Source organism: Tissierella sp. P1 (assembly GCF_002266425.1).
Classification (GTDB): domain Bacteria; phylum Bacillota; class Clostridia; order Tissierellales; family Tissierellaceae; genus Tissierella; species Tissierella carlieri.
In genome coordinates, this window is sequence record NZ_NPMN01000051.1 from 1 (window position 1) to 17,514 (window position 17,514).

Consider the following 17,514-nt stretch of genomic DNA (forward strand, 5'->3'; position numbering starts at 1 on the left):
CTGGAGAAAAATTAAATACCATTAGTGTTAATATTGATAGTGATGGTAATATTGTATTCTATGATAGTTACTCACCAGCATACGAAGAACCAAGCTCAAAATTACCTAATTATACGAAGGACGAAGCACAAAAATTTGCTATGGAGTTTATAGCTAAGGTAGACCCAGTTATTGCAAAAGAGATTAAATTGATTCCAGAAAATTATCCAACGAGTTCTATGGATACTCAATACTATTTTAATTATAGACGCTATATAAATGATATACCATTTCCAGAGAATTCAGTTACTGTAAATGTGAATAAATATACTGGAGAGATTAGACATTATTATGTTAGTTGGGATAGAAAAGCAGTGTTCCCTTCATTAGAAAAAGTAATAACCTTAGATAAGGGAAAGGAAGCATATAGAAGAGAAATAGGCATAAAACCAATATATAAGACTAATAATTACTATTATAGATCTATGCCTAGAAATGGAGAAGAAAAAGATTACTATTTGGCATATTCAATATTTGGGTCAAGTAAGGGTATTGATGCCTTAACAGGTAAAAAAATAAATTTAAGTTATTATGGAGCTGAAGAAAATGCGAAGGCCATGGATTCTGGAACAGGACTTACTCCAGAAGAACAATCATCTGTTGATAAATTATCGGGATTATTGGACGAAAAATCGGCAGAAAAAAAAGCGAGGGAAATATTAAATATAGATTCTAGTTATAAGTTAAATGGAAAAAATCTTTATAATAATTACAAAAATCCAGGGGATTTTAACTGGTATTTATATTTTAATAAAGAAATATCAAAGGATAATTTCTTATATATGGATATAGGATTAGATGCCAAAACAGGAGAAGTTATAAATTTTAATAGAGGAATAAATTACGGAGAGAATCCTAAGCCAAAGATAAGTAAAGATAAAGCCTTGGATATTGCAAAAGAATTCATAAAAAAAATGCAGCCAAATAAAGTAGATCAAATAGAGCTAATGGAAGACCAATATGCAGAAGAAAATCAACTAACCTATAATTTTAATTTTATTAGAAAAGATGGAAATGTATATGTTGAAAATGATAGAATTCATGTAGGAGTAGATGGAGTTGGAGCAGAAGTATATTCTTATAATTTAGATTGGTTCAAAGGTAACCTTCCACCAAAGGACAAACTTATTCCGATAAATGATGCCTATGAAATCTTATGGGATAAGATTGGCTTGGAGTTAATGTATACTAAGACTTATGATCATACTAAAACAGAAGGTCAAAATTTTGAAATCAAGCTAGTATATGCATTGAATCAAAATAAACCTGCAATAATATCTGGAACAACAGGAGAAATATTAGATTACTCAGGAAAGCCATATGAAGAGATGAAACCGATATCCTATAAGGATATAGATAGTTCCTATGCTAAGGATAAAATAATAACATTAGCTGAATATGGAATTGGTTTCAAAGGGGAAGAATTTAAACCAAAGGATAAAATAAAGCAAAAAGATTTTGTATATATACTTTGGAAATCAATGAACCAATATAGAACAGATAATATAACTGAGGATGAGATATATAAATCATTTATCTCTGCAGGCTATATGAAAGAAGGAGAAAAGAATCCAAATAAAATTGTTACCAAAGAGGAAGCTATAAAATATATAATTAGAGCAATGAGAATGGATAAAGTAGCTGAGATAGATGGTATTTATAAAGATATCTTTAAAGATGATAAAGACATATCAAAAGGTCTAAAGGGATATATAAATATTGGGTATGGGTTAAAGATAATATCAGGAGATGGAGAGGGAAACATAAACCCAAAATATGAATTAAACAGGGAAGATGCAGCAAATATGATTTACAATTATATGTTTAATCAATAAATAGAAAAGTCAGGTCTTAAATTTAAGACCTGATTTTTCTATTTCAAAAATTATATAAAATTAATCCTTACTAAATATAGTAAAGGTGATGGGTAAAAATAGAAGGTTCATTAATGACTATAAATCAATACCAAAAATTTCTCTACAATTCTCTATAATTTCGTCTTTAAGTTTGTTCTGGCCAAGAGCTTCACATAAAGTTATTGAAACATTGAGAGATTGTATATATTCAGATTTTTTAAGATGGAATTCAGCAATTCCTTTCCCATAGTATAAGAGATTCAGTCCATTCAGATTTCTTACTTCTTGGCAAACCCTAATACCTATGTTAGAAAATTTCAAGGCTTTTTCAAAATCTTTGTTTCTTCTATAAACACCAGCCAAATTGTGACATAGTTTAGGATAAATTTCATCATTAATGTCAGTAGATTGGAAACAAAACTCCATTATCTCCAGATATTTTTCTTTAAGATTTAATCTATTTAATATAAAGGCAATATTCATCAATATTCTTATTTCCATAGAAGAATATACAAATGAATTATAATCATTTAAGTCAAAGCGGGGAGTAGTCATTTTAAGAGACTCTATTAGCATATTAAGAGCTTTATTATCCATGTCACTATTATTTTTATATAGAAGAATAGCTTCTGTAAATAAGATCAATTGTTTAATAATTACTTTATAATAGTTATTTTTAGTGGACAATAATAAAATATTTAGTTCTTTAAATTCATTATGTAAAGTATTAAATTCTACACTATCTAGTTTGAATTCTAATCTATTTTTAATTTCATAGAAAGTTAAATAGTCATCAAATCTATATTTTAATAATAAATTAATTAAATCCTGTTTATAAATAGGAGATAATATTTCTAATGTATCTAATTTGGGTACTACTTTTCCATTTTCTATTCTTCGAATAGTTACTGAATCTATACCTGCTAATTCGCATATTTTTTTTTGAGTCAGATTTAAATTTTTTCGTATTTGTTCCATTTTTTTTCCAAACAAATCAAGATTATAATTCAAGAAAAGCACCTCCCAATCCAGATTTGTGTTTATTCTCCAGAACCAACATGGTAAAAGCGACATTAAAGTCGCTTGAAAAAGAATTATTTATTTTATAGTATATAGATAAGAGTTAATAAAGTAAAGGAGAGATTGATATATGAAAAAAAATTTAGTAGCAGTTATAATGTTATTTACTATGATTTCAGCATTTATATTAAACTATGGGAAATCTACAGAATATATAGCTAAAGGTGATGGCGAAATCGAATGGCTTGCCTATAGCAAGAAAGGCTAATATAGGAAACTATAATTAATCTCAAAGAATAGAAAAGTAATAGAATATTTATCATATTAATTTTGAAATATATACTGAAAATTAGAGACCTCGGATATTTTAATATAAAGTCTATGATTTATATGAAAGGAGATTACTAGGGGGAATTATCGTGAATTCATTTGATAACATAGACTATAAATAGATATTAACATTACAATATTTTGAAAGAATAAATGGATATTAAAATTAATAGACGTAGCTAAAGGGTCAGAAAATTTGAATAAGTTGACTTAAGATAAAAATATTCAGTAATTTCATCTAAGGAAATAGATATATAAGAATTATCATATCAATATATGATAAAGATAAAAACATTAATAGAAAATCAAACTCAAAGTCTTCCAAGATCTATTTTTGGAGGATTTTCTAATATAACATTTGGAATTCATTTTATTCCTTCTATTGTAAAAGATTCATTGATGATTTAAATCAATTTATGGCACTTGGGTTACCTATGATTATAAATGTAATGATCATCCAACAAGAATATATACAACGCGTGTATACCTAGATTTAATCTTAATATACAAATATAAAGTTATTAGTTAATTAAAATGATTAGCTAATCAGATTTATTAGCAAGAGGACAAACTTGATATATTATTATGCATAATAATATATCAAGTTTTCAATATTTGACATGCAGAAAGGATGGACTTGCTTAAATGAAGCTATTATATAATCTAGAATTAGAAAAAGTAAAAAAAATTATAGATGTAGATACAAATGCAGTATTGCTGAAATCCTTAGATAAAATGGTTGGTATAATTAAAGATCCATATAAACTTAATGAACTGCTCGTCGATAAAGGTAATATTGAATCTATCGTGAGTATATATTCATCAATCTGTATATTTATAGGAGAAGTTAAAGAGTTGATAAGTAAGGAGATTGACATCGAAGATTTATCATATAAGTATATGACAATGATTAGGCAAATAATTCGAAGTAGAGGTCAATTAAGGGTTCCTCTATTTGGAGGTCTTTCGGATCTAGGTTATGGGATTAATTCAATTTATAAATCAACAGGTTATTTTAAGAGATTTATTGATAGCTTCAATAAGTTGATAATTTCCTTAATAGAAGATGAATTACCTAAATTAATAGCTGATATAAATGATTTAAAAGCTGAAAGTTTTGGTACTATGGCAGGAATGGCAGGAGTAGCTTCATATCTGCTACTTTATAAAAATGAAGATAAGATAAGAAAATATATAGAAGATATATTTAGATATCTAATAATGCTAACAGAAGAAAAAGAAGTGTTTGGACAAAAGGTGTTAAAATATTATTTATCTTCAGATAATCATTATTCACAGAAAGAAAGAGAGTGTTATACTAATGGAAGTTTCAATTTAGGACTATCTCATGGAATAGCTGGCCCATTATCAATTCTATCTACTGGACTTAATGAAGAAATAGAAGTAGAAGGACAGAAGAAAGCTATAAAAAACATATTAAATGACTTAAAAACATTTTCCTGTATTAATGAAAAAGAATTTGTATATTGGCCTGAGAAAGTAGGGTTTGATGATTATGTAAATAGAAGAGTCAATATGGGAGCAAATAGGGCTAGTTGGTGTTATGGTTCCCCAGGAATAGCAAGAGCAATGTATTTGGGTGGAAAGGCAGTAGATGATGAAGATAGTATAATATTATCGTTAAAAGCAATAGATGGACTAACTAAAATGAACATAAATCAATGGAGGCTAAACTCCCCAACTGTATGTCATGGATATGCAGGATTATTAGCAGTTATGGAGGCAATGTACATGGATACAGGAAATATTAATTACATAAAATGTATAAACAAGCTGGAGAATATATTACTAAACTTTTATAAAGAGGACTCTATATTCGGATTCATGAACATAGATACAAAAGAGGTCGACAACGGAGTATATAAAATAATTGAAGAAGATAAGATAACATTGCTACAGGGTTCCATAGGAGTAATACTAAGTCTGTTAGCAATAGTTAAACCTATGGAAACTAACTGGATGAAGCATTTACTTATATAAATGCATTTTTTATTAAAAGGAAAGCTATATTAAATTAAATAAAAAAAGCAAAAAAGATTAGAAAGTATAGGGAGCAAATTATAAAGAAGTTTAATAAAGACTTTATGCAATATTTTTTATAGTACTAAGTCTTATAGGATTTATATCATCCTTAGCCATACTACTATATTGGAAATGCTGGGTGATACTTCCAGTGATTATTATCCAAATTATATCAACAAATTATATGGTTAGAATGGTGCATTTACAATATAAAATAGAATACAAAAGACCCAAAGAGAGGAGAAAAGCTTGGCATCTTAATTGTCTAATGCATAGATAGATTATTTAAGAAACTGGTATGATTTAATATAAGGATCATACCAGTTTTTTAATAAAATTGAATAATATATTTTGATTTATCTTTGAAGTATGGTAAAATGAATTTTGTTAAAAACTATATATAAGAATTTTAAATATGAAAGGATCTGTTGTATGAATATTAAGAGAGAGGATATAAGAAATATTGCAATAATAGCTCACGTCGATCATGGAAAGACAACTTTAGTTGATAGTCTATTAAAGCAATCGGGAGTTTTTAGAGCTAATCAAGTGGTCGAGGATAGGGTAATGGACTCCAATGATATAGAAAGAGAAAGAGGTATTACAATACTAGCAAAGAATACTGCTATATATTACAAAGATATTAAAATTAATATTATAGATACTCCAGGCCACGCTGATTTTGGTGGAGAGGTAGAGCGTGTGCTTAAAATGGTGAATGGTGTAATACTAGTAGTTGATGCTTTTGAAGGACCAATGCCTCAGACAAAATTTGTTTTAAAAAAAAGCCTTTGAACTAGATTTACCAGTTATAGTGTGCATCAATAAAATTGATAGGCCAGAAGCAAGACCAAATGAAGTAATTGATGAGGTATTGGATTTATTTATTGAATTAGGTGCAAATGAAAAGAATCTAGATTGTCCTTTTGTTTTTGCTTCAGCTAAAAAGGGAACTGCTACTTTAGATTATAACGAAGATGTAGAAAATATGGATGTATTATTTAAGACAGTAATTGACAATATACCAGCACCAGAAGGAGATACAGAAGGACCTCTTCAAGTCCTTATATCTACTATAGATTATAATGAATATATTGGTAGAATAGGTATAGGTAAAATAGAAAGAGGCAAAATATCTACTAATCAAGAAGTAGTTATAGTAAATAAGGAATATCCTGAAAAGCAGGAAAAAGTAAAGATATCTAAAGTATACGAGTTTGAAGGACTAAATAGAGTAGAGGTAGAATCTGCCACAGTAGGCAGTATTATAGCCATAACAGGAGTAGAGGATATTCATATAGGAGATACAATATGTGATGTTAATTCTCCAGAACCATTACCCTTCGTCAAAATATCTGAGCCAACTATTGCAATGACATTTTCTGTAAACAATAGTCCATTTGCAGGGAGAGAGGGAAAATTTGTAACTTCAAGACAAGTAAGAAATAGATTATTTAAGGAATTGCAAACAGATGTAAGTCTTAGGGTAGAAGAAACAGAATCTACAGATGCTTTTAAGGTATCAGGTAGAGGAGAACTACACTTATCAGTTCTAATTGAAAATATGAGAAGAGAAGGATATGAGTTCCAAGTATCTAAGCCAGAAGTACTTTTTAAAGAAGAAAATGGTAAGAAGATGGAGCCGATGGAAAAAGTAACTATTGATTTATCCAATGAATTTGTAGGAGCAGTTATAGAGAAATTAGGGCAAAGAAAAGGAGAATTAGTTAGTATGACTGAGTCCAATGGAGGATATGCAAGGCTGGAATTCCTTATACCTGCTAGAGGACTTATAGGCTATAGACAAGAGTTTATGACAGATACCAAGGGTAATGGTATACTTAATTCTGTGTTTGATGGTTATGCTCTTTATAAAGGGGAGATTCCTAAAAGAAAGGTAGGTTCAATTATTTCCTTTGAAACAGGAGAATCTACTGCATATGGGCTTTATTCTGCTCAAGAAAGGGGTATATTATTTATAGGAGCTGGTGTTCAAGTATATACTGGAATGATAGTAGGTGCTAATCCAAAAGGATTGGATATAGATGTAAATGTATGTAGAAAGAAACAACAATCTAATATTAGAGCTTCAGGATCAGATGAGGCTTTAAGACTTTCTCCAGCTAAAGATATGTCACTAGAGGAAGCTCTGGAATTTATTGAAGATGATGAATTAATAGAGGTAACGCCACTTAACTTTAGAATAAGAAAGAAAATATTAGATAGTACTAAAAGGTATAAATCAAAGAAAAATAATTAGTTTCTAGGGGGATATTATGGATTTCCTATTTACATCTTATGGATGGGTATTTAGAAATATATTATGGTTAAATATTCTATTTGCTATTTTACTTGTATTTTTTGAGAGAAGGAATCCCACCTCGACATGGCTATGGCTTATGGTTTTAACTTTTTTACCTGGCATAGGCTTTATTCTATATTTATTCATTGGTCAGGATTTAAGTAAAAAGAAACTATTTAAAACCAAGGAAGAGGAAGATTATTGCTTTCGTGATATTGTATTAGTTCAAGAGAAACAAATGGATAAAGATGAATATAGGTATCGAGATCCTAATTATATTAAATATGAGGATCTAATAAAAATGCATTTAATTAGCTCAGAATCATTTTTTACACAAGATAACAATGTTGAAATATATTTTGATGGGGAAGATAAATTTAGAGCATTATTAGATGGAATTCATAATGCAAAACATTATATTCATTTACAATACTATATTTTTAAATCTGATGGATTAGGGAAAAAAGTGATAGAATCATTATGTAAAAAGGCCCGTGAAGGTGTTGAAGTAAAACTTCTTGTTGATGGAATGGGCGGCCGAAAATTTTCAAAAAAATATATTAATCAACTAAAAGAATCAGGAGCAGAATTTGGGGTGTTTTTCCCCCCATTTGTGCCCTTAGTAAGCCTTAGAATTAATTATAGAAACCATAGAAAAATATGTATAATTGATGGAAGAGAGGCATTTGTAGGAGGATTTAATGTAGGTGATGAGTATATAGGATTATCAAAAAAATTTGGATATTGGCGTGACACTCATATTAAAATAAAAGGATCTGCCATATCTTCCCTTCAATGGAGATTTTTTTTAGATTGGAGATTTGCTACTGGCAAGGAAATAGCTCAGTGTCAAACATATCTCGCAGAAGAAGATTCTTTAGGTGATACAGGAATACAAATAGTATCATCAGGACCAGACTCAAAATGGCCTAGCATAAAAGATGGATATCTTAAGATGATTTCCAATGCAAGAGAAAAGGTTTATATAGAGACCCCATATTTTATACCTGATGATAGTATATTTGAAGCACTAAAACTTGCAGGATTATCTGGTTTAGATGTTAGGGTAATGATACCATGTAAACCTGATCATCTCTTTGTCTATTGGGCTAGTATGAGTTATATTGGCGAACTTTTACAGGCTGGAGTAAAGTTTTATACCTATGAAAAGGGTTTTCTTCATTCAAAAGTAGTTTTAATGGATGATTTTGTTTCTTCTATTGGGACTGCGAACCTAGATATTCGAAGCTTTAAATTAAATTTTGAAGTTAATGCATTTTTATATGATGAATCTATAAATTTAAAATTAACAGATAAATTTTTAGATGATTTACAATATTGTAAAGAAGTTACATTAGAAGAATATAATAACAGAAGTGGAATTGTAAAAGTAAAAGAGTCTTTTTCTAGATTGTTATCTCCTATTCTTTAATAAGAAATCACTATAAAAAAGACTTCTATTGAGAAACTATATTAAGGTTAATTAGAATTTTCACATAGGTTATAATAAAATCACCTCTGGAGATAATAATCTAGAGGTGATTATTTTGAAAAAGATTAAATGGTATATATTATTTATAGTAATGATATTTACATTAAGTGGTTGTAGAGCTCAGAGAAATCAGACAGTTAAATTCGAAAAAAAGGATAAAGCCCCTAAAGCACTGGGAGATATAAGTAAAGGGCTTCAGGATATATTGAAGGAAACTGAAAAGGTAGAAAGTATATTAGAAGGAACAGATTATGATGTAAATAAAGTTGAATTGGAGAGAGCTAGGGCAGAAGAGAAAGCCAAAATAGAGAAAACTATTGAAATAAAAAATGAAACAGGGGGAGCAATGGGTACTCAAGGAGACAGTGGTGGAAACCAAGGGAAAGGTGGTGGAAGTCAGGGTAGTCAAGGAGGTCAGCCTGGAGATCAATCTCAAGGTGCCAAGAGTAAAGAGCAAAAAAAGCCTGAGGGTAGAGAAGAAAAACTTTTAAGTACATGGGAACAAATAGATAAGAAAATCGAAGAAACTCATAAGAAGTGGAATGAATATGAGGTAGAAGGAGTAAAAAAGGGGGTAACCTTAGAGAGAACTGAAAAGTTTAAAGAAAGTTTAAACGCTTTAACTAAGTCTATTGAAGATAGAACAGTTGCAGGCATTTACAATTATGGCAGTCAGAGTATGTCAAATCTTGCTCCTATGTTTGAAATATATAAAGATGAAATATGGGGAGAAATAAATAAAATAAAATATTCTACTTATCAGTCATACTTAAAGGCTTTAGAGGGAAAAGATATTGAAGCCTCAAGTATGTTGGGAAATCTAGAGGAAGAAACAAATAAAATTAGGTTGAAGCTTGAAAAAAATGATAGTAAAATAAAGATGTTAGATAATATTAATTTAGCAATAATAGATATGAAAAATGCATTAAATGAAAAGAGCATAAAATTGACCAAGATAAAAAAAGATATAATAATAAAAAATCTTGAGAAATTAGGGGAATAAAAATAAAAAGGGGGATAAAAATGAAACCAGAAGCAATTAAAGATTATTATGTTATAAATGGACAGATTAATACTACAGAAAATGCGGAGATTTTTGAAAAGATAGAAAGACCACCTATTTATGAAGTAATTAGGGTAATTGATGGTGTACCTCTTTTCCTAGAAGATCATTTAAATAGGATGCTCGATTCTGCAAACATAATAGGATATAATATAGATAGAGATGAACAAGAAATAAGAAAAGATATAAAAAGTCTTATTTTAAAAAACAACATAGACAAGTTAAATATAAAGCTTTTATCTACAGAAATTGAAGGTAAGGCTAAGGTGTTTTTAGTCTATAATATTGATAGCTTTTATCCACCAGAAGAATATTATAAGAATGGAATTCATACTATATTATTTCACTATGAAAGAAATAATCCTAATGCAAAAGTATTATTTACTTCTTTTAAAGAAGAAGTGTCAAAAGCTTTAAAAGAAAAGAATGCATTTGAAGCTTTACTGGTGAATAAACTAGGATATATACCTGAGGGAAGTCGTTCTAATATGTTTTTTGTGAAGGGTGATAAGGTATATACTGCCAAAGCATCAGAGGTTCTAATAGGTATTACAAGAAAGCATATTTTTGATGTTTGCAATAAATTAAATATTAAAATAGTAGAGGAAAGTATTCATATAGAGGACTTAAAAAAACTGGATGGAGGTTTTATGTCTGGAACTTCCGTAAATGTATTACCTATTTCAAGAATTGACGATATATCCTTAAATTCTATTAATAATAAGATAATAAAAGAAATAAATAATGGATATATAAGAGAAGTGGAGAATTATATTTTAAAACATAGAAATGAATGGGTTTAAAAAATAATGGCAAATGCCCTTAGATTAATCTAAGGGCATTTCTTGTACTAATTCTATTATTTTTAAGATAGTCTCCACTGACTTTTCCATAGCGAATATAGGAATATATTCAAATCTACCATGATAGTTATGTCCTCCTGTGAAAAGGTTAGGGCAAGGTAATCCTATATAAGAAAGTCTAGCTCCATCAGTACCTCCACGAATAGGTTTAATCAAAGGTTTAATGTCTAAATTTTCCATAGCTTTTTTAGCAATATCTATTACATACATAACGGGTTCAATTTTTTCTTTCATGTTGTAATAAGAATCACTTATTTCCAAGGTAATAATATCACCATATTTATGATTCAAGAATTCTATAGCTCTTTTTAAAGTTTCCTTTTTGGTTTCGAATTTTTCCATAGAATGATCTCTTATAATATATGCAATTTCTGTTTTTTCAACGGAGCCATTGAAAGCCATTAGATGATAAAATCCCTCATATCCCTCAGTATATTCAGGTCTTTCATCTACAGGAAGCATAGAGTTGAGCTCATTAGCTATTAATATAGAGTTTATCATTTTGTTTTTAGCTGTGCCTGGATGAACATTTCTACCTTGAATATATATTTTAGCTGTTGCAGCATTGAAGTTCTCATATTCTAACTCACCTATTGGACCTCCATCTACAGTATAAGCAAAGTCTGCACCGAATTTCTCTACATCAAAACAATCAGCACCTCTACCAATTTCTTCGTCAGGAGTAAATCCAATTTTTACAGTACCGTGAGGGATATGTGGATTTTGAATTAAATATTCCACCGCTGTAATGATTTCAGCTATTCCAGCTTTATTGTCAGCCCCCAATAAAGTTGTACCATCAGTAGTGATTAAATCATGCCCAATATAATCTTTTAAATCAGGGAAATCTTTTGTCGACATAATAATATTTTCTTCATCATTTAATACTATATCTTCACCATTATAATTAGATATGATTTTAGGCTTCACATTATTACCTGACATATCTGGGCTAGTATCCATATGAGCTATAAAACCTATGATTGGAGCCTTATTTTCAGTATTTGAAGGTAAGGTAGCCATCACGTATCCATTTTCGTCTACGGATACATCAGATAATCCAATTTCTTCTAATTCTCTCCCCAATATTTTAGCAAATTCAAGTTGATTAGATGTACTAGGCACTGAAGTAGAACTTTCATCTGAAGTAGTTTCATGTTTAACATATTGTAAAAACCTATCAATTAATTTACTCATCATATTCCCTCCCATATTTATTTTACATTATCTATATTATACAATATAAAAAACAATATATTGTGGAATTTTGTAGAAAGATTAAAAAAAAATTAATTTCGTTTTATGTTACTAAGTGTTATAATGTTCAAGTGAGTGAGAGTAGGCTAACTATAAAAAAATACAAAAGAGGTTTTTTAAATAATAAAATTGGGTATACTACAATAAAGCATTAAATTGAAAATGTGTATCCAGAAGGGTAATGGTAATGAGATGAAAAGAGAGGTAAAGGGAGTAATCATGAAGAAGAGCATGAGCATAGAAGAATTAAAAGAAGAGATTCAAAAGAAGCGGGAGGAACTCAATAAAATTGTATCAGAAGGTTTGGATAAAGATAGGATTCTAAGGTATAGTCAAGAATTAGATCAACTTATAAGTAAATACTATTCACTAGGAGCATAGGATAAAAAATAGCAGATAAATTATCTGCTGTTTTTTTTATCCTAGAGTAACATCTAGTATCATCATTATAATAAATCCAATAACTACTCCGTATGTTGCTTGTCTTTCATACCCGTTATTATGAGTCTCTGGTATTATTTCATCAGATATAACGAATAACATTGCACCAGCTGCAAAGGCCAATATAAATGGAAGTATAGGTTTAAAAATAGATACAAGTCCAATTCCCAATAATCCGCCGACAGGTTCTACTAAACCCGTTAGTAATGCAATCAAAAAAGCTTTCTTAACATCATATTTTTCTCTAACCAAAGCTAGAGCCACGGCTAAGCCTTCTGGCATATTCTGAAGACCGATGCCGAGGCTATAGATAAACCATTTTTTATGTTATCATCACCAAAGCCAACACCAACGGCCAATCCTTCAGGAAAGTTATGTAGAGTTATTGCAATAATAAAGAGCCAAATCTTTTTTAAAGATGTGTAGATCCTTCTACTCTTTTATCTAGTAGATGTACATGAGGAGAGTATTTATCTGTTAAATCAAGAAAGACAGAACCCACTAAAATACCTAAACCAGTTATTAGTGCGCCTTTTATTCCGCCACCTGAAGCTTCTAGACTAGGAACTATAAGGGAAAAAGAAGTAGCGGCTAACATTACGCCAGCAGCAAAACCAAGTAAAGTATCTAACATTTTTTCAGAAATATTCTTTGTAAAAAATATAGGTATCGCTCCTACACCTGTCATTACACCAGCTACTAAACTAGCTAAAATACCTAATATAAAAGTGTTCTCCAATAGACCCATTCATAATCCTCCTTTTATAACCCATAGGAAAGTCTTATTTTTATTTTATGTAAGCTTTCTGTCTAGATGGGTTTCATAAAAGGATTCCTTAATATATTTGTGTTCAATAGAATCCTTTTATATATTAAGTATAAGAATGTATATTTCTTAAGTCAAGGCCTAAACTAAAAAAGGAATCCCTATGAAGAAAACAATTATTAAAAGTAATATTGCAATTATCCAAAATAAAGTCTTTTTCTTAATAAAGAATAATTTCATAAGACCAACTCCTTAAAATAATAGTATTATAATCTATTTTAAAAATAAAAAATATATGCCATTATTTTCATTTTTATGTTAAATCTATGAATATAATAGTGTATAATATTATATGGGAAAGGGAGGTAATAAAATGTCAATAAAAATATTAAGTGACAGTGCCTGTGATTTGTCAAAAGAAATAATAGAAGAATATAATATAGATATTTTACCTATAATCGTAATTAAGGGGGATGAAGAATATCTAGATAATGTTACAATAACACCAAAAAAAGTATATGAAGATATGAGAAATGGTCAAACGTATAAGACTGCACAAATACCGCCAAACGCATTTAGTGATAAGTTCTCAGAATATGCAAAAAATGGAGATAGTATCATCTACATAGCTTTTTCATCTGGATTATCAGGAACTTATCAAACTTCTTTATTTGTAAGAGAATCAATACTTGAAGAGTATCCAAATTTTGATTTAGATATAGTAGATACAAAAGCAGCTTCAGGTGGTTTTGGACTCATAGTTTTACAAGCAGCAAAATTGGCAAAGGAAGGTAAAAGTAAAGAGGAGATATTAAAAGCGATTGAATTTTATAAAGAAAATATTGAACATATCTTTACAGTAGATGATATAGAATATTTATTTAGAGGTGGAAGAGTATCAAGAGTTCAGGCTTTTGTAGGAGGGTTGTTAAATATTAAACCTGTGCTTCATGTTGCAGACGGGAAGCTAGTTCCCTTAGAAAAGGTAAGGGGTAGACATAAGGTATTTAAATGTATGCTAGATCTAATGGAAGATAGAACAAAAAATGCAAATCTAAGTGAACAAATAATAGGAATTACTCATGGAGATGATCTGGAGGGAGTTTTGAAACTAAAAGAGTTAATTACTGAAAGATTTGGAGCTGAAAAATTTGTCATTAATATGATAGGTGCATCAATAGGTGCACATTCTGGTCCAGGTACAATAGCTTTATTTTTCTTGAGAGAAAATTATGAGAAACTAAAGAATCTAAAACTAAATAAGAAAATATTTTCTTATTTAGTTTTTTTTATTATAAAACTATGGACAAATATAAATGAAGGTAGTATAATAATAAATGTTGAAAAAAACATATGCACCTTTAGCTCAGTTGGTAGAGCAACTGACTCTTAATCAGTGGGCCCAGGGTTCGAGTCCCTGAAGGTGCACCAAAGGAAAAACCCGTATTCTCAATGAACACGGGCTTTTTTATTTTACTTAACAACTCTTAAATATGGTGCTCGCGTGCCACTTTCAAATTCTTCTTATTTCTCCCCTTTATTTTTTGTATATATGTCGTCGAATACATTTGCTTTTTTTCTTTCATTAGACTTGAGGGCATGGGTGTAAAAATCCGTTGTGGTGGAAATTTTGGCATGTCCTAAGCCTTTCGAGATGCCAGCAATATCCTATGCCTTCTGAAATTAAAATCGTCGTATTCGTGTGTCTAAGACCGTGAAAAGTGATTTTCCTTAAATCATGTTTTTCTGAAAATTCAGCAGACCATTGTGACGGTGTAGAAACATACATAGCCTTTCCATTTCTCTGAGTAAATACAAAATCGTCTTCATGCTTATGATTCTTTCCATAAAACCATTTATCTCCTAACCACTCTTTTTTGTCCAGTTCATTTTTCTAATGTTCTTTAAAGAATGAAACTAAGAATTTAGGAAAAGCTACTTCTCTTACTGAAGTATTATTCTTAGTCTCTTTAATAAAACTTCCTATACTTTCCGCATAAGCATTAGATTCAAAGAATTTTATCTTTAATTTGTCATAATTTACATATTTCTATCTAACCGCCCAGCAATAGACAATGATGGTGGCGGAGAAACTGTTAGAGGTGGAGGTAAATGCGATTTAGATATGCTTGATTATTAAATTCCATGAAATAAATATTTATTGTGCGAAGAACACTGGAGTAAAATCTAAGGTCCTTCTTTATTTTTTGGGTTGGAGTAAGAATCGTATCTATTTTTCAGGTTGTATTTTATAAATTCAAAAGATATGGGGTTATGTTTAGATAAGAAAAGGACCATTTAAAGTCCTAATTCTTTAATGTGTTTTTTAGATATTAGTATAATATGGTAACTTGAAAAAGTTCCTTCCTTTATATATGCATATTATTTATATATTTTTGGAATTAATATTTTACCCCTACATTTTAAAATCCCACCCCTACTTTACCCCTACGGGAATTATTTTTCGTGCCAAATAAAAAAACAAGAACTTTAAGAGGTCCTTATTTCAATAAATTATATCATTTCAAATAAAGGGTTACTTAAATTAGTATAATCAAAATTTTATAACTCGTAAAACTAACTCTCAATACCTTATATATATGTCTCCACCTTGCAAAGAATAAATCATTATATAATATTACACTATATTACAAAATAATCTACAATACAAAATTATATAGGATTTAATAAGAAAATTACTGACACTTTATATTTCTTGATATTTAGACATTTTCTCAGCCATATTTTATAGAATTTAAATTCTTGGGCTTATAGTATTAAACTAATATCACTTTATAATTGACATAAAAGAGTGAATAATGATACAATAGGATAAGTTTAGAAAATAATACAATTTTATAAAAGTAAGTAATTAGATTTTTATTGGAAAAATATTACTATTTCAAAAAACAGTTTTCAACAATATTATTATATATAGATATTTATAAAATAAACTTGAGGGAGGACTGTTTTATATGGTATTTATTGGATGTATCTGAAGCTTAAATATTAGTGCTCAAATTTACATAATACACTAATAAATATAATAAGAAAGGAAATGGAAAATGGCAAATGAAAAAATATTAGAGATCAAAGACTTACACACTGCCTTTAGATTTCAAGATGAGTATTTTGATGCAGTCGATGGTGTCTCTTTCTCTTTACACAAGAATGAGCTGCTAGCAATAGTTGGAGAATCTGGCTGCGGAAAAAGTACAGTTGCTAACTCTATAGTAGGATTACATGACAAGAATTTTACTCGAGTCAGTGGTGAAATAATTTATGATGGCGAAAACATGGTTAATTATTCTGAGGAGCAACTAAATGAAATTAGAGGTAAGGAGATTGGTTTTATTTTTCAAGATCCATTAGCATCATTAAACCCATTACATAGGATTGGGAAACAGATAGAGGAGTCTTTAATCTATCATACGGATCTGAATAGTGATCAAAGACATGAAAGAATGTTACAACTTTTAGATCAAGTAGGGATAGTTAATCCTAAAAGAACAGCTAATCAGTTTCCTCATCAATTATCAGGCGGTATGAGGCAAAGAGTTTTAATTGCTATAGCTCTTTCCTGTAATCCTAATATAATTATAGCTGACGAGCCTACTACTGCTTTAGATGTTACAATACAAGCTCAGATATTGGACCTTTTAGTAGAGCTTAAAAATAAAATCAATGCTGGTATTATTCTTATTACCCACGATTTAGGGGTAGTTGCACAGATGGCAGATAGAGTTGCTGTAATGTATGCTGGACAAATCGTTGAAATCGCTGAAGCAAATGAGCTTTTTAGTAATCCGCTTCATCCTTATACAAGGTCATTGCTGCAATCAATACCTCAATCTGACTCAGATGATGAAGAACTTCATGTTATTCATGGAATGGTTCCATCATTGAAGAATTTACCAAGGCAAGGCTGTCGTTTTTCGTCAAGAATTCCTTGGATAGCAGCTTCAGAGCATGAAGATAATCCTGAACTTCATGAAGTTTTAAAGAATCATTTTGTAAGATGTACTTGCTGGAAAAATTTCCA

Annotated in this window: 12 protein-coding genes, 1 tRNA gene and 2 pseudogenes; 11 read left to right on the plus strand and 4 right to left on the minus strand. The window is 29.7% G+C overall.

Features of this window, described 5'->3' with window-relative positions; all coding sequences use genetic code 11:
- Positions 1-1,874 (plus strand): YcdB/YcdC domain-containing protein (locus CIW83_RS20905; protein WP_094904372.1); only part of this gene is annotated, 1,874 nt, incomplete at its 5' end.
- A gap of 117 nt (positions 1,875-1,991) precedes the next feature.
- Here the strand turns inward: CIW83_RS20905 and CIW83_RS20910 are convergent.
- The gene (locus CIW83_RS20910; protein WP_094904373.1) at positions 1,992-2,906 is read right to left on the minus strand and encodes a helix-turn-helix domain-containing protein; all 915 of its coding nucleotides are present in this window, start codon (positions 2,904-2,906) and stop codon (positions 1,992-1,994) included.
- 139 nt (positions 2,907-3,045) lie between these two features.
- Between CIW83_RS20910 and CIW83_RS22420 the strand changes: the two genes are divergently transcribed.
- The 6 genes and pseudogenes from CIW83_RS22420 to CIW83_RS20935 all read left to right on the plus strand — a co-directional run bounded on the left by CIW83_RS22420 (position 3,046) and on the right by CIW83_RS20935 (position 10,948).
- Entirely contained in the window at positions 3,046-3,183 is a 138-nt protein-coding gene (locus CIW83_RS22420; protein WP_158220200.1) for a hypothetical protein, read from the plus strand.
- A 707-nt stretch (positions 3,184-3,890) separates the two neighbouring features.
- Positions 3,891-5,246: a lanthionine synthetase C family protein gene (locus tag CIW83_RS20915; RefSeq protein ID WP_094904374.1), complete on the plus strand. Its 1,356-nt coding sequence runs from the start codon at positions 3,891-3,893 to the stop codon at positions 5,244-5,246.
- Between the two features lie 474 nt (positions 5,247-5,720).
- A pseudogene (gene typA / locus CIW83_RS20920) lies at positions 5,721-7,548 on the plus strand (translational GTPase TypA).
- A 16-nt stretch (positions 7,549-7,564) separates the two neighbouring features.
- Positions 7,565-9,022, plus strand: a complete 1,458-nt coding sequence (cls, locus tag CIW83_RS20925) for a cardiolipin synthase (RefSeq protein ID WP_094904375.1) — start codon at positions 7,565-7,567, stop codon at positions 9,020-9,022.
- A gap of 115 nt (positions 9,023-9,137) precedes the next feature.
- Positions 9,138-10,085 carry a hypothetical protein gene (locus CIW83_RS20930; RefSeq protein WP_094904376.1) on the plus strand — a complete coding sequence of 316 codons (948 nt, stop codon included), beginning with the start codon at positions 9,138-9,140 and terminating at the stop codon, positions 10,083-10,085.
- 20 nt (positions 10,086-10,105) lie between these two features.
- Positions 10,106-10,948 carry an aminotransferase class IV gene (locus CIW83_RS20935; protein ID WP_094904377.1) on the plus strand — a complete coding sequence of 281 codons (843 nt, stop codon included), beginning with the start codon at positions 10,106-10,108 and terminating at the stop codon, positions 10,946-10,948.
- A 24-nt stretch (positions 10,949-10,972) separates the two neighbouring features.
- On the opposite strand, the gene pepT is transcribed toward CIW83_RS20935, so the two are convergent.
- Positions 10,973-12,205: a peptidase T gene (gene pepT, locus CIW83_RS20940; protein ID WP_094904378.1), complete on the minus strand. Its 1,233-nt coding sequence runs from the start codon at positions 12,203-12,205 to the stop codon at positions 10,973-10,975.
- 252 nt (positions 12,206-12,457) lie between these two features.
- Here pepT and CIW83_RS20945 point away from each other — a divergent pair, with 252 nt between their 5' ends.
- The gene (locus CIW83_RS20945; RefSeq protein WP_158220201.1) at positions 12,458-12,646 is read left to right on the plus strand and encodes an aspartyl-phosphate phosphatase Spo0E family protein; all 189 of its coding nucleotides are present in this window, start codon (positions 12,458-12,460) and stop codon (positions 12,644-12,646) included.
- Positions 12,647-12,682: 36 nt separating this feature from the next.
- Here the strand turns inward: CIW83_RS20945 and CIW83_RS25060 are convergent.
- Positions 12,683-13,454: pseudogene (locus CIW83_RS25060) on the minus strand (ZIP family metal transporter).
- A 391-nt stretch (positions 13,455-13,845) separates the two neighbouring features.
- Here CIW83_RS25060 and CIW83_RS20955 point away from each other — a divergent pair.
- Both CIW83_RS20955 and CIW83_RS20960 read left to right on the plus strand, forming a co-directional pair.
- Complete coding sequence (locus CIW83_RS20955; RefSeq protein WP_094904382.1) at positions 13,846-14,865, plus strand: DegV family protein; 1,020 nt, start codon at positions 13,846-13,848, stop codon at positions 14,863-14,865.
- Positions 14,828-14,903: transfer RNA gene (locus CIW83_RS20960), tRNA-Lys, on the plus strand. The genes CIW83_RS20955 and CIW83_RS20960 overlap by 38 nt, the downstream gene beginning before the upstream one ends.
- A 154-nt stretch (positions 14,904-15,057) precedes the next feature.
- Here CIW83_RS20960 and CIW83_RS25065 read toward each other — a convergent pair.
- Entirely contained in the window at positions 15,058-15,357 is a 300-nt protein-coding gene (locus CIW83_RS25065; RefSeq protein ID WP_094904380.1) for a tyrosine-type recombinase/integrase, read from the minus strand.
- Positions 15,358-16,537: 1,180 nt separating this feature from the next.
- Here CIW83_RS25065 and CIW83_RS20970 point away from each other — a divergent pair.
- Positions 16,538-17,514, plus strand: a 977-nt coding sequence (locus CIW83_RS20970; RefSeq protein ID WP_094904381.1) for an ABC transporter ATP-binding protein, incomplete at its 3' end; no start/stop codon positions are given.

What these genes read in the sequence shown, in the direction of transcription:
- pepT (WP_094904378.1), bottom strand. Translation starts at nt 12,205, where the DNA reads ATGAGTAAATTAATTGATAGGTTTTTACAATATGTTAAACATGAAACT.
- CIW83_RS20955 (WP_094904382.1), top strand. Translation starts at nt 13,846, where the DNA reads ATGTCAATAAAAATATTAAGTGACAGTGCCTGTGATTTGTCAAAAGAA.
- CIW83_RS20935 (WP_094904377.1), top strand. Translation starts at nt 10,106, where the DNA reads ATGAAACCAGAAGCAATTAAAGATTATTATGTTATAAATGGACAGATT.
- CIW83_RS22420 (WP_158220200.1), top strand. Translation starts at nt 3,046, where the DNA reads ATGAAAAAAAATTTAGTAGCAGTTATAATGTTATTTACTATGATTTCA.
- cls (WP_094904375.1), top strand. Translation starts at nt 7,565, where the DNA reads ATGGATTTCCTATTTACATCTTATGGATGGGTATTTAGAAATATATTA.
- CIW83_RS20945 (WP_158220201.1), top strand. Translation starts at nt 12,458, where the DNA reads ATGAAAAGAGAGGTAAAGGGAGTAATCATGAAGAAGAGCATGAGCATA.
- CIW83_RS20915 (WP_094904374.1), top strand. Translation starts at nt 3,891, where the DNA reads ATGAAGCTATTATATAATCTAGAATTAGAAAAAGTAAAAAAAATTATA.